25 protein-coding genes are annotated in these 26,259 nt (G+C 71.0%); 11 read left to right on the forward strand and 14 right to left on the reverse strand.

Annotated features, from left to right (window positions below):
• Window positions 1-206 precede the first annotated feature (206 nt).
• Complete coding sequence (locus ABD339_RS14180; protein WP_344565897.1) at window positions 207-770, forward strand: GNAT family N-acetyltransferase; 564 nt, start codon at window positions 207-209, stop codon at window positions 768-770.
• Window positions 771-1,068: 298 nt separating this feature from the next.
• Here the strand turns inward: ABD339_RS14180 and ABD339_RS14185 are convergent, their stop codons facing one another.
• The 3 genes from ABD339_RS14185 to ABD339_RS14195 all read right to left on the reverse strand — a co-directional run bounded on the left by ABD339_RS14185 (window position 1,069) and on the right by ABD339_RS14195 (window position 4,090).
• Window positions 1,069-1,230 (reverse strand): hypothetical protein, encoded by a 162-nt coding sequence (locus ABD339_RS14185; RefSeq protein ID WP_344565899.1) that lies wholly within the window; start codon window positions 1,228-1,230, stop codon window positions 1,069-1,071.
• Between the two features lie 245 nt (window positions 1,231-1,475).
• A complete protein-coding gene (locus ABD339_RS14190) occupies window positions 1,476-2,696 on the reverse strand; it encodes an FAD-dependent monooxygenase (RefSeq protein ID WP_344565901.1) in 1,221 nt (406 codons plus the stop codon).
• Window positions 2,693-4,090, reverse strand: coding sequence for an MFS transporter (locus tag ABD339_RS14195; RefSeq protein WP_344565903.1), 1,398 nt, complete (start codon window positions 4,088-4,090; stop codon window positions 2,693-2,695). Before ABD339_RS14195 ends, ABD339_RS14190 begins: the two co-directional genes overlap by 4 nt.
• 315 nt (window positions 4,091-4,405) lie before the next feature.
• On the opposite strand from ABD339_RS14195, the gene ABD339_RS14200 reads away from it, so the two are divergent.
• The 3 genes from ABD339_RS14200 to ABD339_RS14210 all read left to right on the forward strand — a co-directional run bounded on the left by ABD339_RS14200 (window position 4,406) and on the right by ABD339_RS14210 (window position 7,319).
• Window positions 4,406-5,047, forward strand: coding sequence for a TetR/AcrR family transcriptional regulator (locus ABD339_RS14200; protein ID WP_344565905.1), 642 nt, complete (start codon window positions 4,406-4,408; stop codon window positions 5,045-5,047).
• Window positions 5,048-5,494: 447 nt separating this feature from the next.
• Window positions 5,495-6,310, forward strand: a complete 816-nt coding sequence (locus tag ABD339_RS14205) for an SAM-dependent methyltransferase (protein WP_344566133.1) — start codon at window positions 5,495-5,497, stop codon at window positions 6,308-6,310.
• A gap of 505 nt (window positions 6,311-6,815) precedes the next feature.
• Window positions 6,816-7,319 (forward strand): DUF6924 domain-containing protein, encoded by a 504-nt coding sequence (locus tag ABD339_RS14210; protein WP_344565907.1) that lies wholly within the window; start codon window positions 6,816-6,818, stop codon window positions 7,317-7,319.
• A gap of 129 nt (window positions 7,320-7,448) precedes the next feature.
• On the opposite strand, the gene ABD339_RS14215 is transcribed toward ABD339_RS14210, so the two are convergent.
• From ABD339_RS14215 to aztA, 3 genes are all read right to left on the reverse strand, one after another.
• Entirely contained in the window at window positions 7,449-8,513 is a 1,065-nt protein-coding gene (locus ABD339_RS14215; RefSeq protein ID WP_344565909.1) for a CU044_5270 family protein, read from the reverse strand.
• Window positions 8,510-9,136: an RNA polymerase sigma factor gene (locus ABD339_RS14220; protein ID WP_344565911.1), complete on the reverse strand. Its 627-nt coding sequence runs from the start codon at window positions 9,134-9,136 to the stop codon at window positions 8,510-8,512. The genes ABD339_RS14215 and ABD339_RS14220 overlap by 4 nt, the downstream gene beginning before the upstream one ends.
• A gap of 269 nt (window positions 9,137-9,405) precedes the next feature.
• Window positions 9,406-10,089 carry a zinc ABC transporter ATP-binding protein AztA gene (gene aztA / locus ABD339_RS14225; protein WP_344566135.1) on the reverse strand — a complete coding sequence of 228 codons (684 nt, stop codon included), beginning with the start codon at window positions 10,087-10,089 and terminating at the stop codon, window positions 9,406-9,408.
• Between the two features lie 127 nt (window positions 10,090-10,216).
• Here aztA and aztB point away from each other — a divergent pair, with 127 nt between their 5' ends.
• The 4 genes from aztB (at window position 10,217) to aztD (ending at window position 14,651) form a co-directional block, all read left to right on the forward strand.
• A complete protein-coding gene (gene aztB / locus ABD339_RS14230) occupies window positions 10,217-11,167 on the forward strand; it encodes a zinc ABC transporter permease AztB (RefSeq protein ID WP_344565913.1) in 951 nt (316 codons plus the stop codon).
• Window positions 11,164-12,414 (forward strand): hypothetical protein, encoded by a 1,251-nt coding sequence (locus ABD339_RS14235; protein WP_344565915.1) that lies wholly within the window; start codon window positions 11,164-11,166, stop codon window positions 12,412-12,414. Before aztB ends, ABD339_RS14235 begins: the two co-directional genes overlap by 4 nt.
• An 85-nt stretch (window positions 12,415-12,499) precedes the next feature.
• Window positions 12,500-13,429, forward strand: a complete 930-nt coding sequence (gene aztC / locus ABD339_RS14240; RefSeq protein WP_425575980.1) for a zinc ABC transporter substrate-binding protein AztC — start codon at window positions 12,500-12,502, stop codon at window positions 13,427-13,429.
• 34 nt (window positions 13,430-13,463) lie between these two features.
• The gene (gene aztD / locus ABD339_RS14245) at window positions 13,464-14,651 is read left to right on the forward strand and encodes a zinc metallochaperone AztD (protein WP_344565920.1); all 1,188 of its coding nucleotides are present in this window, start codon (window positions 13,464-13,466) and stop codon (window positions 14,649-14,651) included.
• A 153-nt stretch (window positions 14,652-14,804) separates the two neighbouring features.
• On the opposite strand, the gene ABD339_RS14250 is transcribed toward aztD, so the two are convergent.
• Window positions 14,805-16,397, reverse strand: coding sequence for a purine-cytosine permease family protein (locus ABD339_RS14250; RefSeq protein ID WP_344565922.1), 1,593 nt, complete (start codon window positions 16,395-16,397; stop codon window positions 14,805-14,807).
• A gap of 195 nt (window positions 16,398-16,592) precedes the next feature.
• On the opposite strand from ABD339_RS14250, the gene ABD339_RS14255 reads away from it, so the two are divergent.
• Window positions 16,593-17,318 (forward strand): GntR family transcriptional regulator, encoded by a 726-nt coding sequence (locus tag ABD339_RS14255; RefSeq protein WP_344565924.1) that lies wholly within the window; start codon window positions 16,593-16,595, stop codon window positions 17,316-17,318.
• Window positions 17,319-17,468: 150 nt separating this feature from the next.
• On the opposite strand, the gene ABD339_RS14260 is transcribed toward ABD339_RS14255, so the two are convergent.
• From ABD339_RS14260 to ABD339_RS14280, 5 genes are all read right to left on the reverse strand, one after another.
• On the reverse strand, window positions 17,469-18,971 hold the full coding sequence (locus ABD339_RS14260; protein WP_344565926.1) for an aldehyde dehydrogenase: 1,503 nt from the start codon (window positions 18,969-18,971) through the stop codon (window positions 17,469-17,471).
• Window positions 18,943-19,914, reverse strand: coding sequence for an alpha/beta fold hydrolase (locus tag ABD339_RS14265; protein WP_344565928.1), 972 nt, complete (start codon window positions 19,912-19,914; stop codon window positions 18,943-18,945). Before ABD339_RS14265 ends, ABD339_RS14260 begins: the two co-directional genes overlap by 29 nt.
• A complete protein-coding gene (locus tag ABD339_RS14270) occupies window positions 19,911-20,471 on the reverse strand; it encodes an amino acid synthesis family protein (RefSeq protein WP_344565930.1) in 561 nt (186 codons plus the stop codon). The genes ABD339_RS14265 and ABD339_RS14270 overlap by 4 nt, the downstream gene beginning before the upstream one ends.
• Window positions 20,468-21,085, reverse strand: a complete 618-nt coding sequence (locus ABD339_RS14275) for an amino acid synthesis family protein (RefSeq protein WP_344565932.1) — start codon at window positions 21,083-21,085, stop codon at window positions 20,468-20,470. The genes ABD339_RS14270 and ABD339_RS14275 overlap by 4 nt, the downstream gene beginning before the upstream one ends.
• A gap of 77 nt (window positions 21,086-21,162) precedes the next feature.
• Window positions 21,163-22,302 carry an LLM class flavin-dependent oxidoreductase gene (locus ABD339_RS14280; RefSeq protein WP_344565934.1) on the reverse strand — a complete coding sequence of 380 codons (1,140 nt, stop codon included), beginning with the start codon at window positions 22,300-22,302 and terminating at the stop codon, window positions 21,163-21,165.
• A 253-nt stretch (window positions 22,303-22,555) separates the two neighbouring features.
• Between ABD339_RS14280 and ABD339_RS14285 the strand changes: the two genes are divergently transcribed.
• The gene (locus ABD339_RS14285; RefSeq protein ID WP_344565936.1) at window positions 22,556-23,005 is read left to right on the forward strand and encodes an ester cyclase; all 450 of its coding nucleotides are present in this window, start codon (window positions 22,556-22,558) and stop codon (window positions 23,003-23,005) included.
• Window positions 23,002-23,553 (forward strand): flavin reductase family protein, encoded by a 552-nt coding sequence (locus tag ABD339_RS14290; RefSeq protein WP_344565938.1) that lies wholly within the window; start codon window positions 23,002-23,004, stop codon window positions 23,551-23,553. The genes ABD339_RS14285 and ABD339_RS14290 overlap by 4 nt, the downstream gene beginning before the upstream one ends.
• Window positions 23,554-23,702: 149 nt before the next feature.
• Here the strand turns inward: ABD339_RS14290 and ABD339_RS14295 are convergent, their stop codons facing one another.
• Both ABD339_RS14295 and ABD339_RS14300 read right to left on the reverse strand, forming a co-directional pair.
• A complete protein-coding gene (locus tag ABD339_RS14295; RefSeq protein ID WP_344565940.1) occupies window positions 23,703-24,740 on the reverse strand; it encodes an L-idonate 5-dehydrogenase in 1,038 nt (345 codons plus the stop codon).
• Complete coding sequence (locus ABD339_RS14300) at window positions 24,737-26,215, reverse strand: MFS transporter (RefSeq protein ID WP_344565942.1); 1,479 nt, start codon at window positions 26,213-26,215, stop codon at window positions 24,737-24,739. Before ABD339_RS14300 ends, ABD339_RS14295 begins: the two co-directional genes overlap by 4 nt.
• Window positions 26,216-26,259: the final 44 nt, after the last annotated feature.

Raw genomic sequence — 26,259 nt, forward strand, 5'->3', positions numbered from 1 at the left:
GTTACGTGATTATGACGTTTGAAATATGCAGGTGACCACACCACGTGTGACCGCTTCCTCACATCTCCCCGGTACAGGAGGATTTCGCCACCTTCCCGGCCCCCACAACGGCCGGGCCGCCCCGGCGGCGGAGACAGCGACAGCGGCCGAGGCAGAGCCGACGGCGAAGACGGACCCGGCAGCGGCGACGGAGACGGAGAGCAACGATGTACGCCATACCCCTGGATGACGAGGGCACGGGCCTGCTGCGCCCCCTGGAGCCGTGGCAGGCCGAGGAGTTCCTGGACCACATGGATCGTGGACGGGAGTTCATCGCGCGGTACATCGGACTGCCGGACGTCGTCACGGACCTGGAGTCGAGCCGCGCCTACCTGCGGGAGTACGCGGAGAAGGCGGCCACCGACAGCGGCCGGATCCACGGCATCCGGAGTCGCGGCCTGCTGGTCGGGGGAGCCCTTTTCCGGACGATGGATGTCGGGACCGGCACCGCGGAGGCGGGCTGCTGGCTGGAGCCGTCCGCCTCCGGCCGGGGCCTGGCCACCAGAGCCGTACGCGTGATCATCGACTGGATCGCCGAGGAGCGGGGCTTCCACCGCGTGGAGTGGTACGTCGCGGCGGCCAACGAAGCCAGCATCGCCGTGGCCCGCCGGCTCGGCATGACCAAGGACGGCGTCCTGCGGGAGAGCTACCCGCGCCGGGGGATGCGGCACGACATCGAGATCTGGTCGGTGCTCGCACCTGAATGGCGCGCGGGCAAGCGCGGCTCTTAGCACTGTTGAGCTGACTCCCGTTGATCGAGTCCGGGTGGGAGCGCGGCGGCCGGGCGTCCACTGGATTCCTCGCCGGTGCGGGGGCGTCCGTCGGACGCGGTACGGGGTTGCCGGCCGCGCTTCCGTCCCGGCCCGCGGTGTCCTGTCGGTCCGGGTGGCTCCCGTGCGACCGGGCCGACAAGTGGCGCGGGGTGCGGCAAGGGCCGGTGAGGGCCTTGCCGGTCTGGGTGGCGGATGAGGTGATGAGGTGCGTTGCCCGGCGGCCGGCCGGGCCCCCGCGGCGGGGTCGGGGTGGTGGTCAGGCGCCGGTGCCGCCGGCGGGGGTCAGGGCGCTGATCGTCGGCACGGAGGCTTCGCCGGTGGCGGGGACCGGTCCGCTTCGCCGGGCGACGCGTGTGGGCAGTGCCCTGCCGCCGGCTTGCCCACCGGGCTGGTCCGCCATGCCCTCATGCCCCGTCATCACTTGCCCCTCGACTCCCTGCTCGCGCTCCCCGTTACCGGGCCGTCCATCAGCTTCGATGACCGGCGCAGCGGAAAAGTTCACCGCGATGTCAGAAAACTTCCCCGTATCCGTGAAGCCGCCCAGCCGCACGAACATCACCGGACAGACCGGTGAAGAACACGTTACATGCCCCCGGCAACGACAGCGTCGGCCGGGCCCCGGTCATCAGCGCCGGGGCCCGGCTCGGCGGCGTCGGGCCAGGCTCACCCCATGGGGGCGAATTCGGGCAGAGTGAGGGCCGAATGGGCCGGTCGTGGCTCCGTGGTCGGCAGGGCGCTGAGATGGCGCAGCATGTCGTTGCGCTTCTCCAGGGCGCGAGCGGTGGTCGGGAAGAGCGTGGCGTCGCCCTCGCCGACCTGGTCCTGGTTCATGGTCACGAACGCGCGGGTGCGGTCTTCGTAGCCGGCGAAGCCGGTGGCGTGGTCCTGGCCGGCCAGGGAAGCGGCGAGCATGTACGCGCCCACCAGCGCGAGGCTGGAGCCTTGTCCGGTGAGGAACGAGGGCGCGTACGCGGCATCGCCCACCAGCGCGACCCTGCCGCTGGACCAGCGGGGCATGCGGATCTGGCTGACCCCGTCGAAGAACACGTCGTCTGCTTCGCGCAGGGCGGCGAGCATGCCGGGGACCTCCCATCCGGCCCCGGCGAAGACCGTGGCGAGCAGTTCCCGTTGGGCTTCCGGATTCCGGAACGCGCCGAACGGCGGTTCCGGGTGCGCGAAGTTCAAGAAGGCGTGCACCTCGTCGCCGTCCCCCACGGCGTAGAGGGCTGCCGCTCTGCCCGGGGCGTTCCACATCACGGTCTCGCGGGAGAGCCCGAAGGTGTTGCGCATGGTGAACACGGCGAAGCAGTAGCCGAGGTACCGGTGGAACTGCTCCTCGGGGCCGAAGAGGGACTCGCGGGTGCGTGAGTGCAGGCCGTCCGCACCGACCACCATGTCGAACGTGCGCCTGCCGCCCCCGTGGAAGGCGACGTCCACCCCGTGGCCGGACTGGTCGAGGGTGGCGATGGAGTCGTTGAACAGGAACTCCACGTCGTCACGGACCGCCGCGTAGAGAGCGTCGGTCAGATCCCCCCGCCGCACCTCCAGGTCCTCTCCCGCGACACCGCCGGTGACGGCGTGCGGGCTGAGCGAGGCCACCTCGCCACCGTCCCCGTCGAGGAAGGTCAGCCGGCGCAGGTCGATGTGCGCCTCCCGCAGCCGCGGCAGGATACCCATCCGCCGGACGACCTCAAGTGCGGTGCCGCGTACGTCGATGGGGTAGCCACCGTTTCGGAGCGTGCCGGCCTTCTCGACCACCGTGACCGCGAATCCCTGGCGGTTCAGCCAGAACGCGAGCGCGGGCCCCGCGATGCTCGCCCCGGATATCAGGACCCGGCGCGCGGGCCTGTCAGGGGCATCGCTCAACAGACCGGTGCTGGTCATTCCTTGACTCCTTTGCTCATGGTGCGGGCGACAAGCAGGGCCGCCGCCGTCACGGCACCGGCTGTGAGGAAGCCGGTGACGAAGGCCGATTCGGCCGGGACATGCGACCCGGAAGGGGTGGCGGCGGTGAGGATCGCACCGCTGGCCTGCGAACCCACGGCGAAGCCGACCACCCGGGTCACCAGGACCAGACTGGTGGCGATGCCGGTGTCGCCCTGATCGACGGATGTGGCGGTGCGGGTCACCATCGCCGTCACGCACAGCCCGTTGGCGAGCGCGATCAACATCTTGCCGACGACGAGGTGCCAGATCTCGGAGTGCAGGGCGGCCAGGGCGACCAGGCCGACGGCCATGAGGACGATCCCGGCGGTGACCACGGCACGCGAGCCGGAGCGCCGTGACCAGACCCCGCTGAGCGGCCCGGCCAAGGTGGCGACCACGGTGCCGGGCAGCAGATAGAAGCCGATCTCGGTGGCGCTGGCCCCGAAGCCGTACTCATCGGTCGGCACATCGAACAGCTGCGGAATGAGATACAGCGCCGCCGAGGTGCCGACGCAGATCACGAACGTCAGCACACACGACTTCCAGACCGAGGGCCGTGCCAGCATGCGCAGATCGACCATCGGTGAGGCCGCCCGGCGTTCAACTGCGATCCATCCGGTCACCAAGGCGCCCAGCAACAGGAGGAGGGCGCCGAGCACGAGTGGCTGCGAGCCGGCCTCGGGCGCCGTCGCGAGCACGAGCATGAGCGTGACCAGCGTCCCGCTCAAGAGAGCCAGGCCGGGCCAGTCGATCCTGGCCTCGTCCGAGCGGCCCGGCTCGTCACGCGGCAGCAGCCTGTTCACCAGCAGGGTGGCCCCGATGACCGCGAACGTCGGCAGCGCGAACATCCAGTGCCGGGAGAGCCCTTCCGCCACGGGTCCGGCGGACAGTGTGCCCGCCATCCCGCCGCCCACGAACAGCCCGCTGACCGTCCCGATGGCCACCTTGGACTCTCCCGGCGGGAGGTGTTTGCGCACCAGGATGAACGACAGGGGCAGCGCGCCCACCATCGCGCCCTGTAACACCTGGCCGAGCAGCAGTACGGGCAGGTTCGGCGCCAGTGCCGAGACCAGGCCGCCGGTCGAGACCACCGCCATCAGCCGGACCAGGACCCGCTTTCCGCCGTAACGGTCACCGAACTTGCCCGCGACTGGCGTGACGAGCGCCCCGGTGATCAGGAGCATGATGCTGAGCAGCGCCCCTTCGGCCCGGCTCATGTCCAGCTCGCGTTGCAGGAGCGGCAGCGTCGGTGTCACCACCGACTCCAGGGCCCCCGTGGCGACCGCCAGCAGGCCGAGGGCTCCGACAGCGGCCTTTCCGATGCGGACCGGTGGAGCCAGAGTCACGGTCATGGTCGTCCTTTCGTCGTTGCCCGGCGGATAACGGGCGGATTACGGGCGAACAAGGGGTCGGTCGGTCCTACGCGTGGCGCTGCGCCGCGATGCGCTGTGCCGGGCCCGGCGCGGACACAGCGGCCCTTCATGCGGGGGCGGTGTGGGCGGTGCTGTGTGGACGGGCCCGGGGCCGTCGGGCGGGGTGAAGCCCGGGGGGCGGTGCCCGAGTTGGTGCGGGCACGGCTTCGCCGGGTGGAACGGTGCAGGAGTGCGGCAGGCGCCGAACCGAGAACTACACTACACCGTGCAGTGTGGATCCGTTAAGGTAGGCCCATGCCGACCACGAAGACACTGCGCGAGGGGTCCACCCGGAAGCGGGCCGCCATCCTCTCGGCGGCCCGGGAACTGTTCCTCGCCGACGGCTTCGACCGCTCCAGCGTCGATGCGATCGCCGCTCGGGCCGAGGTGTCCAAGCGGACGGTCTACGACTACTTCGGCGACAAGCAGACGCTGCTGCGGGCAGTCGTCGATGCCGTGGGCGAGTCGATGATCTCCACGGTCCGGCGCACCCTGGATGAGACCCTCACCGGCCTCACCGACCGCACCGAGGCCGCCGGCCTTGAGGACGCCCTGGTCACGTTCTCGATGCGCATCGCGACCGACATGCTCGGCTCGGCGGAGTACGCGACGCTGCAACGACTGGTCCGGGCGGAATCCCGCAACCTGCCGCACCGGGGCTACAACACCATGGCCGACACCCCCGACGAGGCACTCGCCGAGCGGCTCGCAGCCCTAGCCGCGGCCGGGCTGCTCCACGTCCCCGATCCCCGGCTCGCGGCCGACCAGTTCATCGCGCTGACCTTCGGCGTCGCGCTGGACAGGCTCGGTTCCGCGAACGCCGTGGAGGACGCCCGTGTGCGGCCACTCGTCGTCGAGGGAGTGCGGACCTTCCTCCGGGCGTACCGGACCGCGTAGGGCCGGCCGGGACAGCGCGAAAGGACTCGGAAGTCCGTACTGCCGGTACCCGTACACACGGCAGCGCGCCCGGCCCCTCCCGGCGCTGAGTGCCAGAAGGTGCCGGGCGCGGCGATCGGGCCCGAGTCCCGGTCAGTTGCGGGCGTAGTCGGTCATGGCCTCCAGACTCGCCTCGACCCTCGCGAACGGGCTGTCCCGCTCCAGGACCTCCACGGCTCCTTCTTGTCCTCGAAGGTGCCGTCACCCACCTGGCCGTGGCGTTGTCGCTCCCGCTGCCCGCTGCCCGCTGCCCCGAACCGGTCGAGTGCCGCCGTGCCGGGGCGCTGGTCCGGGCGGCGGGCCGTTCGGCGGGGCGCGGACGTAGGGTGTCGGGAAGAGCGCGGCGTATCCCCTGGCACCGTGGCCGGTTCGCCGGTGTACGGCCGGGGGCGATCAATTGGGGCTGTGATGAAGGAGACGGGACACCCGCAGGAGCGGATCAACACGGGCGTGGCGCACTCGGCGCGCGTCTACGACTACATCCTGGGCGGCAAGAACCACTACGAGGCCGACGTGGCCGCCGGCGACGCGATGGTCCAGGTATGGCCCGCACTGCCGGTCCACATGCGTGCGAACCGCGCGTTCATGCACCGAGTGAGCCGTCATCTGGCGCGCGAGCGCGGAATCCGGCAGTTCCTCGACATCGGCACCGGCCTCCCCACCCCGCCCAACCTCCACGAGGTCGTCCAGGAGGTGGAGCCGAGGGCGCGAGTCGTGTACGTCGACAACGACCCGATCGTCCTGAACTACGCGCAGGCGCTGCTCGACAGCACCCCGCAGGGCATGACCGCCTACGTTCAGGCGGACATGCGAGACCCTGACGCCATCCTCGAATCCGCCAGGTTCCGGGAAGTCCTGAGCCTGGACGAGCCGATCGCGCTCACGATCATCGGCATCCTGCACTTCATTCACCCGGGCGATGACGACCACGGCCTGGTCGAACGGCTGCTGGCCCCGCTGCCGCCCGGCAGCTACCTCGCCGCGACGATCGGCACCGCCGACTTCGCCCCCGAGGAGGTGGGCAGGGTCGCCGAGCGGTACGCGGCAGAGGGCATGCCGATGGTGCTGCGCACGCACGCCGAGGCCGCCTCCTTCTTCGACGGTCTCGAACTCGAAGAGCCCGGCGTGGTCCAGGTCCACAAGTGGCGCCCGGACCCGGACGACGAGAAGATCCGCGACGTGGACATCGCCATGTACGGAGCCGTGGCCCGCAAGCCCTTCTGAGGTGGGCCGCTCCGCCGCTCCCTCTGACCGCTGCGCGTGGCCGCTCCCTTTGACGGCTCCGCGTGGAGAGGGCTGCTGTGCCACGGCCTGGGGCCGCGATGTCGCTCGCGGGTGTGCTGTGCTGCCCCGTCACCGGTCTGGCAGGTGACGTCGTTCGCCGTGTGTCCCGAAAAGTTTTCCGGGACTGCCGTGAACTTTCCTGCCGCGCGGGCCATCGAAGGTGGTGTACGGCCCGGTGACCACCGGGCACCACGACTCATCCGCCACCCAGACCGGCAAGGCCCTCACGGGCCTTCGCCACACCCCGCACCACCAGCCGGCCCGGTCAGACGGGAGCCTTCCGGGCCGACAGGACACCGCGGGGCCGGGACGGGAGCGCGGCCGGCAACCCCGTACCGCGTCCAATGGGCACCTCCACCCCCTTACGAGGAATCCAGCGGACGCCCGCCGGCCGCGCTCCCGCCCGGATTCATCACGCGCTTCGGAGACGGAAACGGACCAGGTCATGAAGGCGCCCCTTGATGTGGGCGGTCGCGGCGAGTTCGACGCCGTGGTCGTCAGGACGGACTACGAGGACGAGCAGGCGTGGCAGGCCGTCAAGGTAGCCCTGGCGGAGCGGCTGGGGGAGCCCCACGGGACGCCGACGCCGTGCCTCGTCGACGACCCGGCCTGGGCCGGCGCGAGCGTATGCGACGTCCAGGCCGCCATCGAAGCGGACGCACAGCTTCATGAGGAACTGAGCGTGGTCTTCCTCGCCGACCGTACGACGATGCGAGGCGGCCACCACGCGCTGCTGGCCGTCCCGGCCTTCACCCGCGAGGCGCTGAAGGACGACGGGGCGTACGAGGAGATGGTCGAGTTCGGCCACGAATTCCGTACCGTCTCCACGGGGGTCCAGGAGATCCATACGAATCTCGCGCTCGCGCACATGGACTTCCAGGATTTCGCCGCGGCGGCCCAGGCCGACCCCTCCGGCGTGTTCCGCTCGTGGTGGAGGAGACAGGGCTGACGCCTCGTCGGCAAGGCGCGTCCCCGGAACAGGCGAGCGCCCGCCCTCCGGAATTCGCCAAGCGGAGGGCGGGCGCTCGCCTGTTCCAGGCCGGCACAACGGCAGGCCGGCGCGGCACGGACCCGGGGGTCAGCTCTTTCCGGAGGTCATCCGCGTCGTCTCCGGCGCCGTGGGCCGCTGACCGGCCTTGTCGGCGACGCCGTGTGCCAGCTCGGCGCTGCTGCTCATCAGCGTTCCGGACTTCCCGTACGGGCGGTCTTTGATCAGGTAGCTGCGGGAGCCCAGGAACGAGTAGTCCTGCTTGTCGAAGACCCACTCGGTCCGGTAGCCGTTGCGCGTGTCGTTCCTGGCGATGCCCAGGCCCGTGCGGCCGAGTGCGTCGTGGGCCTTCGGGGCCCTGGTGACGCCCTCGATCTTGGCCGCGGCCTGGTAGAGCGCGGCACTGGTACGAGGTGGCATCAGACCGCCGAGGAGGGAGCCGATCTGTTCGAACACCGCCTGGTCCTGTTCCCTGGCTTCCACCTTGCGCGTCTTGGCGTACAGGTACTTCAGCAGCTTGTCCGGATCGGTCGGCAAGGAACTGAGCCAGCGGTAGGTGGGCCGGTAGAGGCCGGGCGGCGTGCCCTTCGTGTCGCCGGCTTGGGCGTTTATCGGCCAGGTCTCACCGTCGGACTTGACGAGGCCCAGCTTCAGCTGGGGCCCCGGCTTCTGCGATGTCCAGGACTCGCTCTCCTTGAGCGGTTCCATGACGGCCTTCCCGCTGGCCAGCTCGGCGCCCTGGGACTTCGTCCTGGTGTAGACGAACTGGTCGTCGCTCACGTGGGGCGGGTCCTGCTTCCCCGCGGCGTCGGAGATCTGGTGCAGGAGGGCCGCGGCGGGCCGGGCGTCCGCCGCTGTCTGCTGCCCCCCGGCGCCGGCCTTCCCGTTGTCGCCGGTGAGGGCTACGCCCGCGGTGAGGGCGCCCGCCAGGGCCAGCGCGGTGGCCGGTGCCAGGACGGCGGGCCGCAGCAGCCGCCTGCTCCGCCGCGGGGAGGTGGCCTGTTCGCGGTCTATGTGCTGCATCAGCAGTTCCTTGTGACGAAGGTGCTGCTCGCGTGGGAGTTCCCATTCGGCCGGGGCCGGCAGCAGGCGCGCGATCTCTTCCCGGTCGTCGCCGTGCCGCTCCTGGGAAGCGGAAGTGCTCTTGTCGCTCATGTGGTCTCCTCCCGCACGGGCAGGGCCGCGATCGCGGCCACACTCTTCACCTCTCCGCGGGTGGCGGGGAGTTCCAGATCCTCTTCAGCGAGCCGGGCGAGCCTGCTGCGGGCGCGCGAGAGGCGCGACCGTACGGTGCCGACGGCGATCCCCAGCGCGTCGGCGGTCTGCTGGTAGTCCAGGCCGGACCACACGCACAGGGAGAGCACTTCCCGCTCCTGGCGCCGCAGGCGGCCCAGGGCCGACTGCACGGCACGCAGCCGCCGCGCGTCGTCGATGCGGCCGGCGGTCTGTGGCGCGAAGTCCTCCTCGGCCCGCGGCTGCGGCTGACGCGCGAGGAACCGCAGCCGTCTGCGCTGCCCCCGGCGGGCGTTGTCCGCCTTGTGGGTGGCGATGCCCAGCAACCAGGGCCGGAGCGAGCCACCCTCCTCCCGCACACCCGCGCGGGTCTGCCACGCGGTCAAGAACGTATCGGACATGATCTCCTCGGCCGTCGCCCAGTCGCCGGTCAACCGCAGTGCGTGGTTGTAGACGGCGCGTGCGCAGTCCTCGTAGAGCTGGGCGAACGCCTCGCGGTCCCCCTCGCGTACGCGGCGGCGTACCTCGTCTTCTGAGTCCCTCACACCCGTTTCCTCTCCGCGGCACGGGAGGAGTTCCTGTGTCCTGCGTCACCTCTGGGACTCCGGTGGCCGGACGGGACCGGCCCGGCCGACGGCGGAGACGGTCAGCGCCGACAGCGTCCGCCGCCGGGCGGGGAGACGGGGAGATGCCTTACCAGTGTCCGATGTCCCGAGGGGACTCCGGGACGCGGGCCCCGGGACGGCCCGGGAGAGTCCCGGGGCGGGCCTTCAGGCGTCGCCGGGCCCGGTGCGGTCCTGGCACCGGCGGACGCTCAGGCGGGGGCGGGCAGCTCCCAGATCTGCCGCAGCATGCCTTCGGTCAGCACCGCCTCGGGCGTGCCCCGCGCCACGAGGTGCCCGTCGCGCAGCAGCAGGCAGTGGTCCGCCTGCCGGGCCGCCGCCAGGTCGTGCGTCGCCTGCACCACGGTCACGCCCTGGGCCACCACCTCGTCGAGCACGGTCAGGATGCTCTCCTTCGCGTGCGCGTCGAGCCCGGTGGCCGGCTCGTCGAGGAGGAACAGATCGGACTCCTGGGCCAACCCCTGGGCGACCAGGGCGCGTTGGCGCTGCCCACCCGACAGCTCGGCGAGCTGCCGCCCCGCCAACTCGCTGATGCCCAGCCTCTCCATGCAGTGCGCCACCACGGACCGGTCCTCGGCGTTGAGGCGCCGCCAGGGGCCGCGGTGCGCCCAGCGCCCCATGGTGACCGTGTCCCGCACGGTGAGGGGGAGCGCGTCAGGTACGGCGCTGCGCTGAAGGACGAGGGCGGGGCGTGCGGAGTGGGCTCGTACGACGCTGCCAGCCGCGAGCGGGAGCACGCCCGCGAGCACGCTCAGCAGGGTCGATTTGCCCGAGCCGTTCGGGCCGACGACGGCGGTGAGCGCCGACTGCGGTACGGCCGCGTCGAGTTGACGCAGCACGGGCCGCCTCGGGTAACCGGCGGCGGCGTCACGCAGCTCGACCGCGGGCTGTCCGGTGGGAGAGGGCGCCGAACGCGAGGGCGCGGGGTGAGGGCGGGTGGGGCGAGGGGGCACGAGACTCCTTTGTTGTTATGACAATCATTTTCATTGTAGTGTCCGGCGCATGGAATGGCTGACCGGCCCGTTCGAAGTTGCCTTCGTCCAGCGGGCGCTCTGGAGCGGGATCCTGGTGTCCCTGATCTGTGCGGTGACCGGAACGTGGGTGGTGCTGCGCGGCATGACGTTCCTCGGCGACGCGATGTCGCACGGAATGCTGCCGGGCGTCGCGATCGCCTCGCTCTACGGCGGAAACCCGTTGCTCGGCGCCGCGGTCAGTGCGGGAGTGATGGCCTGCGGAGTCACGGTGCTGGGGCGCTCGCCCCGGCTCTCCCAGGACGCCGGGATCGGGCTGTTGTTCGTCGGGATGCTGTCGCTCGGGGTGATCATCGTCTCGCGCTCCCAGTCCTTCGCCGTCGATCTCACCGGATTCCTCTTCGGCGACGTGCTGGCGGTGCGGGAGGGGGATCTGGTCAACCTGGCGGTGGCGCTCGTGGTCACCCTGGCGGTGGCCGCGCTCGGTCACCGTTCCTTCGTCGCGCTCGTCTTCGACGAGCGCAAGGCGCACACGCTCGGGCTGCGCCCCCGCCTCGCACACGCCGCGCTACTGGGGCTGGTCACCCTCGCCATGGTCACCTCGTTCCACGTGGTCGGCACGCTGCTGGTCTTCGGCCTGCTCATCGCGCCGCCCGCCGCCGCCCTGCCGTGGGCCGGGCGCACTCCGGCGGTGATGTGCGCGGCGGCGGCGTGCGGGGTGAGCGCGACCTTCGCGGGGCTGTCGCTGTCCTGGCACCTCGGCACAGCGGCCGGGGCGACCATCGCCGCCGTCGCCGTGCTGCTGTTCTTCCTCTCCGTCTGCGCCGCCGGGATACGGAACCGACTGGGCGCAGCCGCCCGAATGCCGCGCGGCGCCCGAATTCCCCGCAGTGTCCGCAACCGGCGCACTGATACGCCCTCATCCGGCGCACCGGACGGCACCTCTGCCGAAAACCGAAGGGAATGCGAGCACAAAGCATGATCCGCAACCGAAAAATGTCCGCCCCGGCGCTCGCCGCCGCTCTCCTGCTGGGCTCCGTCCTCGCGGGGTGCGGCGAAGATGCCGGAAGCCGTGACGGCCGCGGCACAGAAAAGAGCACGGCGAACGGGAAACCCTCCGCCAAGCCGCATGGATATGTCGAAGGGGCGGAGGAGACCGCGGAACAGCAGTCCCGGCTGGTGGTGTCCGACGGGGAAAGCGGCGCGGTCGGGCTGCTGGACCTCATCAAAGGCGGGACCACCCGACTCGGCCGGGCGGAGAAGGCCGTCGGCTGGAGCACGGACGGACGTTTCGCCTACGCCAACGGACCAGGCGGCTCCGAAGTCTTCGACAGCGGGGCGTGGATGGTGGACCACGGCGACCACACCCACTACTACCGTGCGAAGGCCCGCGCGGTGGGAGACGTTTCGGGGAAGCGGGCCGAGCATGTCCACAGCAGTCCTTCGCTGACCGCCGTCACCTTCGCCGACGGCACCGCGAAACTCCTGGACCGCGCGCGGATGGAGAAGGGAAGGCCGCACGAGACGGCCACCCTCCACGACGCGCGCCGAGGACCCGTCGTCCCGTACGAGGAGTACGCGTTCGTACCCGTTTCCGGGCCCGGCGGGAGCACGGTCGTCGCGGCCCGCGATGCCGGGGGCAGGACCAGGGCCATGCTGAAAGAGGACTGCCCCCAATTGCGCGGCGCCGCAGTGACGCGCCGCGGGGCGGTATTCGGGTGCGCGGACGGGGCGCTGTTCGTGACCTCGGGGAAATCGGGGAAGCCGGTGGCGGAAAAGATCCCCTTCGGCCGGAAAGTGGATTCCGGGGAGCGGCCCCGCTCCTTTCAGCACCGATCCCTCGGCACCACGCTGACGGCAAAGGCGGGCGACCGCGGAGTCTGGGTGCTGGATGTGACGGAGCGCCACTGGAAGCTGGTGAAGACCGGGCCCGTGATCGCCGCGAACGCGGCGGGCGAAGGGGCTCCACTGGTGGCACTCGACCCTTCCGGAACGCTGAAGTCCTATGACATCTCCGACGGAGAACAGATCGCGCGCAAGGAGATGGTGAAGAAGCCGTCCCGCGAGAACGCCGCCCGGACGGTTGTCGAGATCGACGCGAACCGCGCGTACGTCAACGACATCCGGGACCGGAAGATCTACGAGATCGACTACAACGACGATCTCCGTAAGGCACGTTCCTTCTCGCTCGACTTCGCACCCACCCACATGGTCGAGACGGGCAGGTGACGGAAGCGTGCGGAGGAAGGCGGGAACGAGAACGCGGGCCGGAACGCCCCCGAAGCCGCGGGCGGAGACCCGAGCGCGGAGGCGAGTGGGTTCCGGGCGAGGTGCCGGTGCGGTGGCCGCCGCTCTCGCGTGCGCCTTGCTCATCGGGCTCACCGGCTGCGCGGAGAAGACGGACGACCGCCCCACCGTCGTCGTCACGACGAACATCCTCGGCGACCTCACACGCCATGTCGTCGGCGCCGAAGCCGAGGTGAAGGTGCTGATGAAGCCGAACGCGGATCCGCACTCCTTCGGAGTCTCGGCCGCCGAGGCCGCCGAGATCGAAAACGCGGACCTCGTGGTCTACAACGGCCTCGGGCTGGAAGAGAACGTGCTGCGCCATGTGGAGGCCGCCAAGGAAGCCGGCGTTCCGGCACTCGGTGTGGGCGAGTCCGTCTCGCCTCTCCCGTACCGGAGCGACAAGACGGCGGGGCAACCGGACCCGCACTTCTGGACCGACCCCCATCGCGTGGAGAAGGCCGTCCGGGTCATCGGTGAAAGGGTGCGCGAGGACGTCGGGGGCGTCGACAAGGAAGCTGTCGGAAAACAGGCCGAGTCCTACGCGCGGAAAATCGACCGGCTCGACACGTGGATGCGCGGGAGGCTCGATACGGTTCCTCCGGAGCGGCGCAAACTGGTGACCAACCACCACGTCTTCGGGTACATGGCCCACTGTTTCGGCTTCCGCATCGTCGGCGCGGTGATACCCAGCGGTACGACTCTCGCCTCGCCCAGCGCCGCCGACCTCACATCCCTGGCGGCCACTGTCGAAAAGGCCGGCGTCAAGGCGATCTTCGCCGACTCCTCGCAGCCCGACCGCCTCGCCCGCGTGCTGAAACTGGAGAGCGAGGTCGATGTGGAGGTGATCCCGCTCTTCTCGGAATCGCTCACCGAAAAAGGTCAGGGCGCTGCCACCTACCTTCAGATGATGCGCTCGAACACGAATTCCGTCGTACGAGGGCTCTCGAAGTCCTGACGATTTACCCAGATACGCGAAAGGAAGCTCTCAGATGACATACGGATTCCACAGGAGAAGGGCAACGGCCCTCTCGGCCCTCCTGTTCTCCGCGTTCGCGGTCTCCGCGTGCGGCGCGGAGGGCGAGGAGTCCGGCGCCGCGAGAAGCAAGGGCGAGCAGGGGGGCTCCAGCGTCACCAAGCCCCTTGCCGTCACCTACGACGGCGGCATATACGTCCTCGACGGCGAGTCCCTCAAGGTCGTCGGCGATGTGCCGCTGAAGGGGTACAACCGCGTCAATCCGGCCGGCGACGATCAGCACATCATGGTCTCCACCCCCGCCGGATTCCGGGTGCTGGACGCGGCCCGGCAGAAGTTGACCGGGATCACGTTCGCCGGTGCCGAGCCCGGACACGTCGTGCTGCACGGCGGGAAGACGGTGCTGTTCACCGACGGGACCGGAGAGACCCGGATCTTCGATCCCGCCGATCTCCGGAAGGGCGAGCCGGGAACGGAAACGTACACTTCCCCCTCGCCGCACCACGGCGTCTCGGTGCGGCTGACGAACGGCGAACTGGTCACCACCCTCGGAACCGCCAAGAAGCGCAAGGGAATTGCCGTCCTCGACAAGGACCGTAAAGAGGTGACGCGGAACGAGAAATGCCCGGAGGTGCACGGTGAGGCCACGGCGAAGGGCGAGGCCGTCGTCATCGGGTGCGAGGACGGGGTGCTCGTCTACCAGGACGGAAAGATCCGCAAGGTGGACAGCCCGGATGACTACGGCCGGATCGGCAATCAGAAGGGCACCGGGAAATCTGCTGTGGTTCTGGGCGATTACAAGAAGGACCCGGAGGCGGAACTGGAGCGCCCCGAACAGGTCTCGCTCATCGACACCAGAACGGGCCGGATGAAGCTCGTCGATCTCGGTACGAGCTACAGCTTCAAATCCCTCGCCCGGGGTCCGGAGGGCGAGGCGCTGGTGCTGGGCACCGACGGGAAGATCCACGTCCTCGATCCCGAGAGCGGCAAGGAGACCGACACCTTCCCCGTCGTCGGCAAGTGGCGGGAGCCGATGGACTGGCAGCAGCCCCGGCCCGAACTGTGGGTGCGGGGGGAGACGGCCTACGTCACCGACCCGGGGCAGAAGAAGATCCACGCGCTCGATCTCGGCTCGGGCGAGAAGAAGACGACCGGCACTTTCGAGCGGAAGCCGAACGAACTGAGCGGCGTGACCTCGGACTGACCAGCCCGCCCGGACCGCCAGCGGCCCCGGGCGGACGCCACCTGTACGAGTCACTTGTACGCGTGCCACCTGTACGAGTCACCTGCACGCGTGCCACCCGTACGCGTGTCACCGGCCGGAAGATCGCGTCACGGTCTTCCGGCCGGTGCGGTCTCAGGATCCGGGCCGGTCGGTGGTGAGTTCGGCCCCGGGCCGGCCGTCCCGGGCGTTCCCCGTGCCCGGGGCACCCGACGCACCCGGGGTGTCCGAGGCACCCGAGGCGTCACGGGGCTTCGAAGCACCCGAAGCGTGCGGGACGTCGGGGGTTTCGCCGGCCGGGAGGGTGGCGCCGGCCGCCTGGCCGCCGGGGGAGCGGTGCCATAGCGGCGGGAGCCCGCGGGTGAGCAGGTAGACCAGGGCGCCGACGGCGAAGCCGATGTAGTAGGAGACCTCGCCCCACTCGGGGTGGGCCCTGGCGATGAAGCCGGTGTAGAGGGAGGAGTTCCAGAACGGCACCGAGCTGAGCGTGCCCACCACCCAGGCGACGGCGCCCCATTCGAGTACGCGCCCGCGGTCGTACAGCTCCGGGAGGCGGGAGCGGTCCCGGCGCGGGCCCGCGTAGTAGTCCATGAGCAGGACGGCGACGTAGGGGGCGATGAAGTAGGCGGTGAGGTTGAGGAACACTTCGAAGGAGGTGTAGATGCCGTCCGCCGCCCACAGGCTGACGCCGAGCGCGGCTACGCAGATCAGGGTGACGCAGGTGCTGCGGCGCAGGGGGAGACCCAGGGTCTGGAGGGAGATGGCGCCGCCGTAGACGTTGAGGAAGTTCTGCGAGAAGGACGACAGCAAGATGGCGAGCATCGCCGGTACGGCCCAGGGCCCGGTGAGGTCCTTCAAAGCGGTGATCGGGTCGCTGGAGTCGGTCGTCCCGGCGAGAACCGCCCCCGTGATGCCCAGCCAGGACAGGGTGAGGAAGTTGCCGGCCGCGGTGAAGAGCCCGGCGTCGCGGCTCACGCGGGGGGTGCCGGGCAGGTAGCGCGAGTAGTCGGAGGCGAACGGGAGCCAGGCGATGAGGAAGGCGAGGAAGTGACCGCCGAGCGTGACCCAGCCTCCGGCGCCGCCGGTGTAGCCCGAGGCCGCGGGGTTGGCTTCGAGGACCGAACTGCCGCGCTGCAAGGCCACAATGGTGACCAGCAGGAACAGGCCGAAGAGGACGAAGGTCAGGATCCGCTGGAGGTAGTGGATCATGTTGTAGCCGAAGACGGCCACGGTCAGCTGGAGCGCGGCGAGGACCACCGCGCAGACCCAGAAGGGGACGCCGATCAGTGCGCCGAGAGCCTTCCCGCCGAGGATGATGGTGACGGCGGCCCAGCCCACCCCGGCGAAGACGTTGATGTAGGCGACCGGGAGCAGGTTCCCGACGAAGCCGAGCGGGCCGCGCGCCTGCATCTGCTGCGGCACTCCGAGATGGACGCCCATGCGCGACATGACGCCCATGGCGACGGAGCCGATGAGCGCACCGGCGATGATGGCCCAGATCGCCGCGCTCAGGGACAGGCCCAGGGAGGCGGCGCTGAACCCGAGCAGCATGATCGGGAAGTTGAGTCCGGCGGCGAACCAGATGAAGAACTGGGAGCTGGCCTTGCCGTGGCGTTCCGCGTCGGGGATGTGGTCGATACCGTACGGCTCGATCTGGGCGATGTTGTCCCGGTAGCCGCGGTCGGGTTGCTGTGCTGCTCCGGCGTCGCCGGTGGGCGCGGTGTCCATGGGTGGAACTCCTTCGGTCCGGATGTCGCGCTTGTTGCATACCAGTTATGAGGAAGGGTGCCGGGGCACCCTGCGTGCGTACTGCCGGGCTGTCGGTTCCCAACGCGGGATCGATGCTGGCCCGTTCGGGATTCCTCGGCGGGCTGCGCTCAGCCGTCTTGACGTACAGGTGGAGGAATCTCTAGCTTTTGTGCCATGCCAGATACAAGAGATGCGGGACAGGCGTTCCGCAAGCAGCCGCTGCGGGGCACCAGCGTCCGCAGCCGGGTGATCAGCGAGCTGCGCGGGCGGATCATCTCCGGTGAACTGGCCCCGGGGACGAGCCTGTCGGAGATCGTGCTGTCGGAGGCGTTCGGTGTGAGCCGCACGCCGGTGCGCGAGGCGCTCAAGCAACTCCAGACCGAGGGCCTCGTCAACATCCGGCCCCGGGTGGGGACCTTCGTCTCGGCGCCCTCGCGGCGGGAGATCACCGAGCTGTTCCAGATGAAGGAACTGCTGGAGGGGGCGGCGGCCCGGCTGCTGGCCCAGCGCGGCAGGGTGCCCGAGCTGGAGGAACTGGCCGACAACCTCGCCCGCGCCGACGCGGCCGTCGCCGACGGTGACCAGGAGCGGTACGCGGAGCTTGTCCACGAGTTCCACGACCTGGTGATGCGCGGCGCGGACAACGCGAAGCTCGCCGACCACTACCGGACGCTGATGAACCAGCTCGCCTACCACCGGCTGGTGCACACCTCCCTGTCCCAGCCGGGCCGCCCGACCCGCTCGGAATCCGAGCACCACCACGTGCTGGAGCTGGTCCGGGCGAAGGACGGCGACGGCGCGGAGCGGGTGATGCGCGAGCATGTGCGAGCCAGCCACCGTGCCTTGATGGACAGCCTGGATCCGCAGGCTTCCCCCACGGCACCGCGGGCGGCCGACTGAGGAGGGGCCCCGGGACGCGGGCGCGGGCCGCACTCCCCCGGGTGCCGGCCCGCGAGGCGTACCGCCCCGCGGCTCACACAGCGGCTCACACATCCGGGCGGGTCCGTCCGGCTCCGGCCACATCCGGGCGGCTCCGCCCGGCGCACCGGCTCATGAGCGCAGGACGAACGGGTCGTCGGCCGGGCCTTCGTCGGTGTTGATCCAGACGCTCTTCAGCCGCGTGTACTCGTCCATGGCCTCGGTGCCGTGTTCGACGCCCATGCCACTGGACTTGAAGCCCGAGCGCGGCGACATGGGGGACATGGAGCGGTAGGTGTTCACCCACACGGTGCCCGCGTCCAGACCGGCGGCGACCCGGTGGGCGCGGGCGAGGTCGCGGGTCCACACCCCGGCGGCGAGCCCGTAGTCGGTGTCGTTCGCCAGCCCGATCAGCTCCTCCTCGGTGTCGAAGGGCATCAGAGCCACCACGGGGCCGAAGATCTCCTCCTGGCACAGCCGCATGCTGTTGACGGCGTCGGTGAAGACGGTCGGACGGAAGAAGAAGCCCCCGGACAGCGGAGTGCCGAGGTCGGGCCGCCTTCCGCCCTCCGCGACCCGGGCCCCGTCGGACCGGCCGAGCCGGACGTACTCCTCGACCCGGTCGCGCTGGCTTTCGATGGCGAGCGGCCCCAGCTGCGTGTCCGCCTCCAGCGGGTCGCCCAGCCGGATGGCGGCGGCGCGGGCCGAGACCCGTTCGACCACTTCGTCGTAGACGGCGCGCTGCGCGAAGACGCGGCTGCCGGCCACGCAGGTCTGGCCCGCCGCGGCGAACACCCCCGCGACGATGCCCGTGGCGGCGTTGGAGACATCGGCGTCCTCGAAGACGATGTTCGGGGACTTGCCGCCCAGCTCCAAGGTGGTGGGCACGAACCGCGCCGCGCAGCTCGCCGCGATCCGCGACCCGGTGGCGGTACTGCCCGTGAAGGAGACCTTGGCCACGCGCGGGTGCTCCACCAGCGGGGTGCCGACCTCGTCGCCGTAGCCGGTGACGACGTTGACGACACCGGGCGGGAATCCGGCCTTCTCGAACAGCGGGGCCAGTTGGAGGAGCGATGCCGAGGTGTGCTCGGACGGCTTGATCACGACCGTGTTGCCCGCCGCGAGCGCGGGGGCGATCTTCGTCGCCGTCAGCAGCAGCGGTGAGTTCCACGGTGTGATGGCGACGACCACTCCGAGTGGCTCGCGCACGGTGTAGTTGAGGATCTCCTTGCGGGCGGCGGGGATGGTCCGGCCGTGCGGTTTGTCGGCCAGGCCCGCGTAGTAGTGGAAGTACTCCGGCAGGCTGGCGAGTTGGGCGCGCATCTCGGTCAGGAGCTTGCCGTTGTCGAGGGTCTCGGTACGGGCCAGTTCCTCGCCGTGCTCGCCGATCAGCTCGGCCAGCCGGCGCAGCAGAGCGGCGCGGCGGGGCTGGGGCATGTCCCGCCAGGCCGGGTCCTCGAACGCCGCCGAGGCGGCCTCGACGGCGCGCTCCGCGTCGCCGCGGTCGCCGCGCGCGGTCTCATACCACGTGGCGCCGGTGGTGGGGTTGGTACTGGGCAGGTACGCGCCGCCGACGGGCGCCGCCCAGGCGCCGCCGATGTAGTGGTCATGGCGCGGTAGCCGTGCTGCGGTCACGGTCCACCTCCGTGGTGTGTCGGATGATCTCGGTCGTCAGGGAGCCGGGGGCCTCAAGGGGGAGGAGATGGCGGGCGCCGGGGACGACGACGCCGCGTGCGCCCGGGATCGCGTGGGCCAGCCGCCGCGTCATCTCCGGGGTCGAGCCGGGGTCGGCCTCGCCGGTCACCGCCAGGGTGGGGACGGCGATCCCGGGCAGCCGGGCCCACAGTTCGCGGTCGGCGCGGGCGAACACCTCGTAACAGGCGAGGTAGGAGGGCCGGTCCTGGGCGAGCAGCGTGGCGCGCACGGCGGCGGCCAGCTCCGGCTCCGCCGCCTGCCACTCGGCGCTGAACCAGCGGTCCGTGGCCGCTGCCACGGAGGCCGGAAAATCGTGGCGGGCCCGCTCCAGCCGGAGTCGGACCTCGCGGCTCTCCTGCTCGCTGCGCCCGGCCACCGAGCTGACCAGGGTCAGCGAGGCCACCGCCGCCGGACGCAGCAAGGCGGTCTGTGCGGCGACCAGCGCGCCGAGCGAGAAGCCCACCAGGTGAGCCGGGCCCCTCGGCAGGCCGCCCCCGTCCGGACCGTCCCGGCCGCCCCGCCCCCCTGGACCAGCTGAGCCACCCGCGTCAACGGGTCTGTCCAGCACGTCCAGCACGTCCAGCACGTCCTGGGCCAGCTCTGTCAGCGTGACCCCCGGGGGCGCGGGCGGCGAGCTTCCATGGCCGCGCAGGTCCACGGCCAGGGTGCGGTGGCGGGCGGCGAGCGCGCGGCGGCAGCGGTCCCACATGTGCCGGTCCAGGCCGACGCCGTGCAGCAGCACCAGGTTGCTGCCCTCGCCCGCGTCGTCGTAGGAGAGGCCCGGGTGGCCACGGCCGGGGCCCTGGCCGTGGCCGCGCCCCGATCCGTCGTCCCGCCCGCCGGGGCCCCGGGCGATGCCCGTGCTTCCCCTCCCGTCACTCACTGTTCGCTCTTCAGCGGCGCGAGGCGGGCCTGCGGGCGGCCCTGGGCCGCGGCGGCCAGGGCGATCACGATCTCGTCGGCGCGGGGCGCGTCGGGGATGCGCACCTCCACGCTCTGGTGGTGGGAGCGGACGGTGGCGTCGGTGATGTGCTTCAGCGGGATGTCGAAGACGGTGCCCGCAGCCGCCCGCTTCTCCACGGCGGGCAGCAGCGTGGTGGCCGAGGCGGCCTCGCGGAAGTGGTCGCCGAACTTGAGGGTGTGGATGAGCGCCGAGCCGTGCTCGACCTCGCCGTCCAGGCCGACGACGGCGCCCTTGCCGTACGCCTCGACGGGGGAGCCCAGCGCCTTGACGACCAACGGGGCCAGCAGCGCGCCCAGTTGCGGGGCGATCGCGTCGATACCGGGGGCGAGGTCCGCCACGAAGCCCTGGCCTGCCCACGGGTTGTCGATGACGGCGGCGACGACGGCGGTGCGCGCGACGGGCGAGACGGCCTGCCCGCCCTCGGTGTGGATCTCGTCCACCAGGGTGACGGTCTTGCGGAGGTTCATCGTGGTCATCGGGTTCCTTCCCGGGCTTCCGTGGCTTCCGGCGCTGCCTGCGCCGCTGTGGATTGGAGGTCGCGCAGGGTGACGACGGGATCCGTACGGCGGTCGCCGATGCGGGCGTTGGGGCGCGGGCCGGTGGCCGCCGCCGCGGTGATCAGCAGTTCGTCGGGCCGTGGGCCGTCGGGCACCCGGATCTGTGTGGCGGCGTAGTGCGACCGGGTCGCCGCTTCCGTCTTGTGCCAGACGGGCACGGTGACGGTGGTGCCCGCGGCGGCCCGCTCCTCGCTGAAGGCGATGATCGAGGTGCCGTGCAGGAGTTCGCGAAGCACGTTCCCGAAGTAGGGGGTGTGGATGAGCGCGTCGCCGTGCTCGGCCTCCCCGTCCAGGCCCACGAGTGCGGCCTTGCCGAAGGCGGTGATGGACTCGGGGCCGCCGAGCATGGCGGTCAGCCGGTCGGCGATCTCCCGGGCCAGCAGCGGCGCCAGCTCTTCCACTTCGGGTTGCAGGTCGGCCACGATGCCGCGCCGGGCCCAGGGGTTGCGTACCGCGACGGCCACCGCGCCCCGGCGGACGGGGGTGCGCACGGGAGTGCCCAGTTCGCCGGCCAGTTCCTCGCAGGAGGTCACGATCCGCCGTATCGGATTCCCGGAGGGGGGCGCCGAGGGACCTGCGGACGGACCCCCGGACGGGTTCGCGGACGCGCTCACGGGCGGTCCCCTTCGCCCGAGAACCGCGGCAGGACGTGCTCGGAGAACAGCTCCAGGCTCCGCATGGCGTGCTTGTGCGGCAATCCCGGGTGGGTGGTCCACAGCATCAGGTGCTCCAGGCCCACCTCGTCCCGCAACTCCTCGATCTTGCCCGCCACATGGTCGGGCGTGCCGACCAGCAGATTGCGGTCGTCGAGGAAGTCGAAGCTCAGCTCGTGCCGGGGGCCCAGCTCCTCGCCGTCCTCCATCAGATTGGCCAGCCCCCGCCAGTGCGTCACCCACTGGTAGGTCTGGAGCAGCGCGTGCTCGAACTCGGCGCGGGCCTGCTCCATGGTGTCGGCCACGTACACATCCCGTACCAATGCGAGTCCCTCGCCGGGGGCGAACGGGCGGCCGGCGGCTTCGGAGGCGGTGCGGCGGTACAGATCGAAGCGCTTCTTCAGCGCGGAGACGGGCGGCAGCCAGAAGATTCCCTGCATGCCCTGCCGGGCCGAGGACTCGATGGAGCGCGGCGAGTCGACGACCTGCCACAGCGGCGGGTGCGGGCGCTGGTACGGCGTCGGTACGACGGCCAGCTTGTCGATGACGCCGTCGCGGGTGAACTCCTCGGTCGCGGGGGAGAGCGGGTGATCCCACCGCACATCCGGCGCCGGGAAGTCGTGGAAGCGGCCGTGGTGGGAGAAGAACTCCCCGGACCACGCCTTGCGCATCACCTCCATCGTCTCCTCGAACAGGGCCCGGTTCTGCTCCTGGTCGCGGGGGTCGGCCAGCGGGTTGAGGTTCATCGCCTCGCGCCCGTACAGCCCGCGCCCGACGCCGACCTCCACGCGGCCACCGGAGAGCTGGTCCAGCAGCGCCAGGTCCTCCGCCAGGCGCAGCGGATGCCAGAACGTCACGATGTTCGCGGCCTGCCCGATGCGCAGCCGCTCCGTGCGGGCGGCGATGTCGGTGCCCATCAGCACCGGGTTCGGGGTGAGTTCCTGCCCCTCGTGGCCGAAGTGGTGCTCGGTGTACCAGGCCGACCAGAAACCCGCCTGCTCCGCCGCCACGGCGTACTCGCGGGCCTCTCGCATCAGCCGGTGGTAGTCGCCGAGCCGCCCCGGTGCCCCGAGCGCGTGGAAGATCGAGAAACGCATGAACCTGCCCCTCATCCCTCAACGAGTTACGTCTCTTGCATGCAAGAGGGAACATAGGGAGGGCGTTGTCAACGCGTCAAGAGGTGCGACGAAGGGGGCGGGAAATTTCCCGTATCCGCAGGTAGGGGCAGATGAGAACGAGATCCCTCGCGGTGAATCCGGTCTGTTGGTGCGCGAACTCTTGACATGCAAGCTCGGCGTTCATAGCTTCCTGCCACACAACAGACTCTCCGTTGCCCCGGGAGGGAAGAGGATGAGCACCGACCTCAAGAGCCGCATCGGGACGGCATGGGCGGCAGCCTGGAACCACGGCGACACGGAAGCGCTGGACCAGCTGCTCGCCCCCGGCTACGTCCGCCACGGCCGTACCGCACAGACCCGCGAGGACCTCAAAGCCGGAATCGCCGCCTGCCGCGCGGCACTGCCCGACCTGCGCACCGTCGTCGACGACTGCCTCGTCGCCGACGACAGGGCGGCCACCCGATGGCACAGCTCGGGGACCCACACCGGTCCGCTCCTGGAAGTGCCGGCGACCGGCCGCCAGGTCACCGTCTCCGGCGCGACCTTCTCCCGCGTGGAGAACGGGCTGATCACCGAGGAGTGGGTCACCTGGGACCCGCGTCAGATGCTCCAGGCGCTCGGGATCATCACCCTGGACAGCGGCTTCGAGGACGGCTCCCGGCTGGAGGCGACCACGGCATGAGCACCCACACCGCAACCCCCGCGGAAGAGACCCACACCGGCGCGGCTCCCGCGGCTCCCGAGGTCCCGGAGGACCAGGTCAAGGGGCTGCACCGCAAGTTCGTCACCGGCGTCACCATCGTCACCACCATGGACGGTGACCGGCCCCGGGGGCTGGCCGTCAACGCGTTCTCCAGCATCTCGCTGTCCCCGCCACTGGTGATGGTGTGCGTCCAGCGCACCTCCTCCACCTACGAACCCCTCTTCCGCTCCCGCCACATGGGCATCAGCATTCTCGCCTCCGACCAGCTGCCCGTGGCCTCGGTCTTCGCGACCAAGAGCAGCGACAAGTTCGCCGAGCTGCGCTGGACACCGGCCGCGCACGGCTCACCCCTGATCGACCACAGCGCCGCCACCCTGGAGGCCCGCATCGAGGAGCGGTTGCAGACCACGACCCACACCATCTTCGTGGGACGCGTCGTCCAGGCGGCCCACTCGGACCGGCCGCCGCTCATCTACAGCGCCGGCGGCTTCTACGACGGAGGCCGCCTCGATCAGGCGGCTTCCTGACCGGGCGGCCTCCTGACCAGGCGATTTCCTGGCTGGGTCCTCCTGACGGGGGCCTGACCGGCGGAAGGGGGCCGGCACCTCACGGGGCAGCCGGCCCCCGCGGCCGGTTCCGCAGCCGCCCGCTGCGGCTCCCGAGAGTGCGCTCCGGCTCAGCCCGCCGTGGTGCCGAGCCTGAGCAGCACCTTTCCGCAGCCGCTCGCCGGGTCCGCCGCGACCGCCAGGGCGCGGGCGCCCTCCGTCAGATCGAAGCGGTGGCTGATGAGGGGCGAGACATCGAGACCGTCGCGCAGGGCGCACAGCGCGTCGTCGATCTCCTCCGCGAAGCGGTACGAGCCGCTCCAGGTGATCTCCCGTGTCACCAGGTCGCCGAGTGCCGCGGGGGCCGGTGTGCCCGGCAGATTGCCCACCTGGACCAGGTGGCCGCCGCGGGCGGTGGCGGCCAGTACCGGGCCGAGGGCCCCGGGTGCGCCGGATGCCTCGAAGACCACTTCGACGTCCTCGGGCAGCACCTGGCCGCCCGACAGGTCCCGGGTCTGCGTGGCCCCCATGGCGCGGGCCGTCTCCAGCGCGGCGGGGGCCACATCGGCGGCGATCACCTCGGCGGCGCCGACATGCCGGAGCGCGGCGACCAGCAGTGAGCCGATCGGGCCCGCGCCGTTGACCAGAACGGTGCGGCCCCGGACACCGGGAGCGCGGCCGACGGCGTGCAGGGCGACGGCCAACGGCTCGGCGAGCGCACCGTGTTCGGTGGTGACCCCCGCCGGCAGCGGACGCAGCTGTGCGACGGGCACGGTGCGGTACTCGCAGAAGCCGCCGTCGGTGTGCGGGTCGAAGGCGGCCGAACCGAAGTAGCGCACGCGCGGCAGCAGGTTCGTCCGCCCGGCCAGCCGTTCGGGCAAGGCGGTGTCGCCCACGGGCTGCGCGGGGTGCACGGTGGCCGGGGTGCCCGCCGCGATCCCGGTGACGCCCCGGCCGAGCGCCGCTACCCGCCCGGCGACCTCGTGGCCGAGTACCAGCGGGTGGGCCAGAGTGGCCGTCCCGGAGGCGCCGTGCTTCCAGTAGGAGATGTCGGAGCCGCAGATCCCGCCCCATTCCAGCGCGAGCAGCACCTCCCCCGGTCCGGGCTCGGGCTCGGGCCGCTCGTCGATGCGGACGTCACGGGGCCCGTGGACCACCAGGGCTTTCATACGGCGTCCTCCAGGCGGACCAGGTCGCGTCCGCGCGTCTCGGGGGCCAGCAGGGCGGAGATCAGGGTGATGAGCGAGTAGACGACGAGCATCGCGGCTACCGGCCACCAACTGCCCGTCGCGGCGGTCAGCCCGGCGGCCAGCACCGGGCCGATCGCGGTGGCCAGAACGCCGCCGATCTCCTTGGCCACGGCCAGCTGGGTGAAGCGGGTACGGGAGCCGAAGAGTTCGGCCATGGTGACGCTCTCCAGTGAGAACAGCCCCAGCACACCGATGTTCAGCGCCAATATCATTCCGAGCGTCAGCGCGAGAGTGCTGCCGTGGGCGATCATCAGCATCAGCGGGAACGCCAGCACGATCATCAAGCTCGTCAGCACGAGATAGACGGGCCTGCGGCCCCACCGGTCACCGGCCATCCCGACCAGCGGGACGGTGGCGAAGCCGACGAGGGAGCCGTAGAGGATGGCGTCGGTGGGCACCGAGCGCTCGATCGCCAGGGTCCCGGCCACGTAGCCGACCAGGAAGGTCTGTACGAGCCCTGAGTTGCCGGCCTGGCCGAAACGCAGACCGAGCGTCAGGAAGAAGGCCCGCCCCTTGCGCTGCCGCAGCCCCGCCTCCAGGGTGGCGGCGGGCTTCTCGGCGCTGCCCGGCCGCCCGTCGTCGCCCGGCCGCTCCCCTCCGCCCGGCTGCTGACCGGCATCCGAACGTGCGGCCACCGGCTGCCCGTTGGCGGCGGCGCGCAGCTCGTCGCCGCTGAGCGCCACGCCGTCCACGACGTCCGGGCGTTCCTCGAAGACCGGGCTCTCCTTGAGGCTGCGGCGCAGCCAGATCGCGAACAGCAGGGGCAGGAAGCTCAGCAGGAACGGCAGGCGCCAGCCCCAGGACAGGAGCTGATCCTCACTCAGGACGCCGAGCAGGAGGGCCCACAGCCCGGAGGCGGCCAGGGTGCCGGAGTTGGTGCCGAGCGAGGCCAGCGAGGCGACCAGCCCCCGGCGGCGCACCGGGGCGTACTCGGCGAGCATGACGGTGGCGCCCGCGATCTCGGCGCCGGCGCCGAACCCCTGCACCAGGCGCAGCGCCACCAGCAGCGTGGGGGCCAGCATGCCGATCTGCGCGTAGGTGGGCAGGACGCCGATCAGCGTCGTGGAGGCACCCATCATGAGGATGGTGATGACCAGCACCTTTTTGCGGCCCATGCGGTCGCCCATGCGGCCGAAGTAGACGGCGCCCACCAGGCGGGCGACATAGCCGACGCCGTAGGTGGCCATGGCGGCGAGGAGGCCGAGGGCGGGGCTCGCGCCGGGGAAGAAGAGCTTGTTGAAAACGATGGCCGCGGCCAGGGAGTAGAGCTGGAAGTCCATGAACTCCAAGGCGGTGCCCAGCCATCCGGAGACGGCGGCTCTGGTCAGGTCGCGGGTCGTGCGCTGCGCGGTACCGGAGCCGGACGGCTCGGTGGCGGCGCTGTGCGTCGTCATCGTGAACTCCGTTGTTCATACGGGGGACTCGGGGGCCCGGGGAC

This window comes from Streptomyces axinellae, assembly GCF_039532135.1.
Lineage (GTDB): Bacteria > Actinomycetota > Actinomycetes > Streptomycetales > Streptomycetaceae > Streptomyces > Streptomyces axinellae.

Bases quoted from the DNA above. Each gene is read 5' to 3' on its own strand.
- ABD339_RS14290 (WP_344565938.1), top strand. From the start codon at position 23,002: ATGAGCACCCACACCGCAACCCCCGCGGAAGAGACCCACACCGGCGCG.
- ABD339_RS14205 (WP_344566133.1), top strand. From the start codon at position 5,495: ATGAAGGAGACGGGACACCCGCAGGAGCGGATCAACACGGGCGTGGCG.
- ABD339_RS14250 (WP_344565922.1), bottom strand. From the start codon at position 16,397: ATGGACACCGCGCCCACCGGCGACGCCGGAGCAGCACAGCAACCCGAC.
- ABD339_RS14190 (WP_344565901.1), bottom strand. From the start codon at position 2,696: ATGACCAGCACCGGTCTGTTGAGCGATGCCCCTGACAGGCCCGCGCGC.
- ABD339_RS14185 (WP_344565899.1), bottom strand. From the start codon at position 1,230: ATGACGGGGCATGAGGGCATGGCGGACCAGCCCGGTGGGCAAGCCGGC.
- ABD339_RS14200 (WP_344565905.1), top strand. From the start codon at position 4,406: ATGCCGACCACGAAGACACTGCGCGAGGGGTCCACCCGGAAGCGGGCC.
- ABD339_RS14255 (WP_344565924.1), top strand. From the start codon at position 16,593: ATGCCAGATACAAGAGATGCGGGACAGGCGTTCCGCAAGCAGCCGCTG.
- ABD339_RS14180 (WP_344565897.1), top strand. From the start codon at position 207: ATGTACGCCATACCCCTGGATGACGAGGGCACGGGCCTGCTGCGCCCC.
- ABD339_RS14300 (WP_344565942.1), bottom strand. From the start codon at position 26,215: ATGACGACGCACAGCGCCGCCACCGAGCCGTCCGGCTCCGGTACCGCG.
- ABD339_RS14280 (WP_344565934.1), bottom strand. From the start codon at position 22,302: ATGCGTTTCTCGATCTTCCACGCGCTCGGGGCACCGGGGCGGCTCGGC.
- aztB (WP_344565913.1), top strand. From the start codon at position 10,217: ATGGAATGGCTGACCGGCCCGTTCGAAGTTGCCTTCGTCCAGCGGGCG.
- aztD (WP_344565920.1), top strand. From the start codon at position 13,464: ATGACATACGGATTCCACAGGAGAAGGGCAACGGCCCTCTCGGCCCTC.
- ABD339_RS14215 (WP_344565909.1), bottom strand. From the start codon at position 8,513: ATGAGCGACAAGAGCACTTCCGCTTCCCAGGAGCGGCACGGCGACGAC.
- ABD339_RS14285 (WP_344565936.1), top strand. From the start codon at position 22,556: ATGAGCACCGACCTCAAGAGCCGCATCGGGACGGCATGGGCGGCAGCC.
- ABD339_RS14195 (WP_344565903.1), bottom strand. From the start codon at position 4,090: ATGACCGTGACTCTGGCTCCACCGGTCCGCATCGGAAAGGCCGCTGTC.
- ABD339_RS14295 (WP_344565940.1), bottom strand. From the start codon at position 24,740: ATGAAAGCCCTGGTGGTCCACGGGCCCCGTGACGTCCGCATCGACGAG.
- ABD339_RS14270 (WP_344565930.1), bottom strand. From the start codon at position 20,471: ATGACCACGATGAACCTCCGCAAGACCGTCACCCTGGTGGACGAGATC.
- ABD339_RS14235 (WP_344565915.1), top strand. From the start codon at position 11,164: ATGATCCGCAACCGAAAAATGTCCGCCCCGGCGCTCGCCGCCGCTCTC.
- ABD339_RS14210 (WP_344565907.1), top strand. From the start codon at position 6,816: ATGAAGGCGCCCCTTGATGTGGGCGGTCGCGGCGAGTTCGACGCCGTG.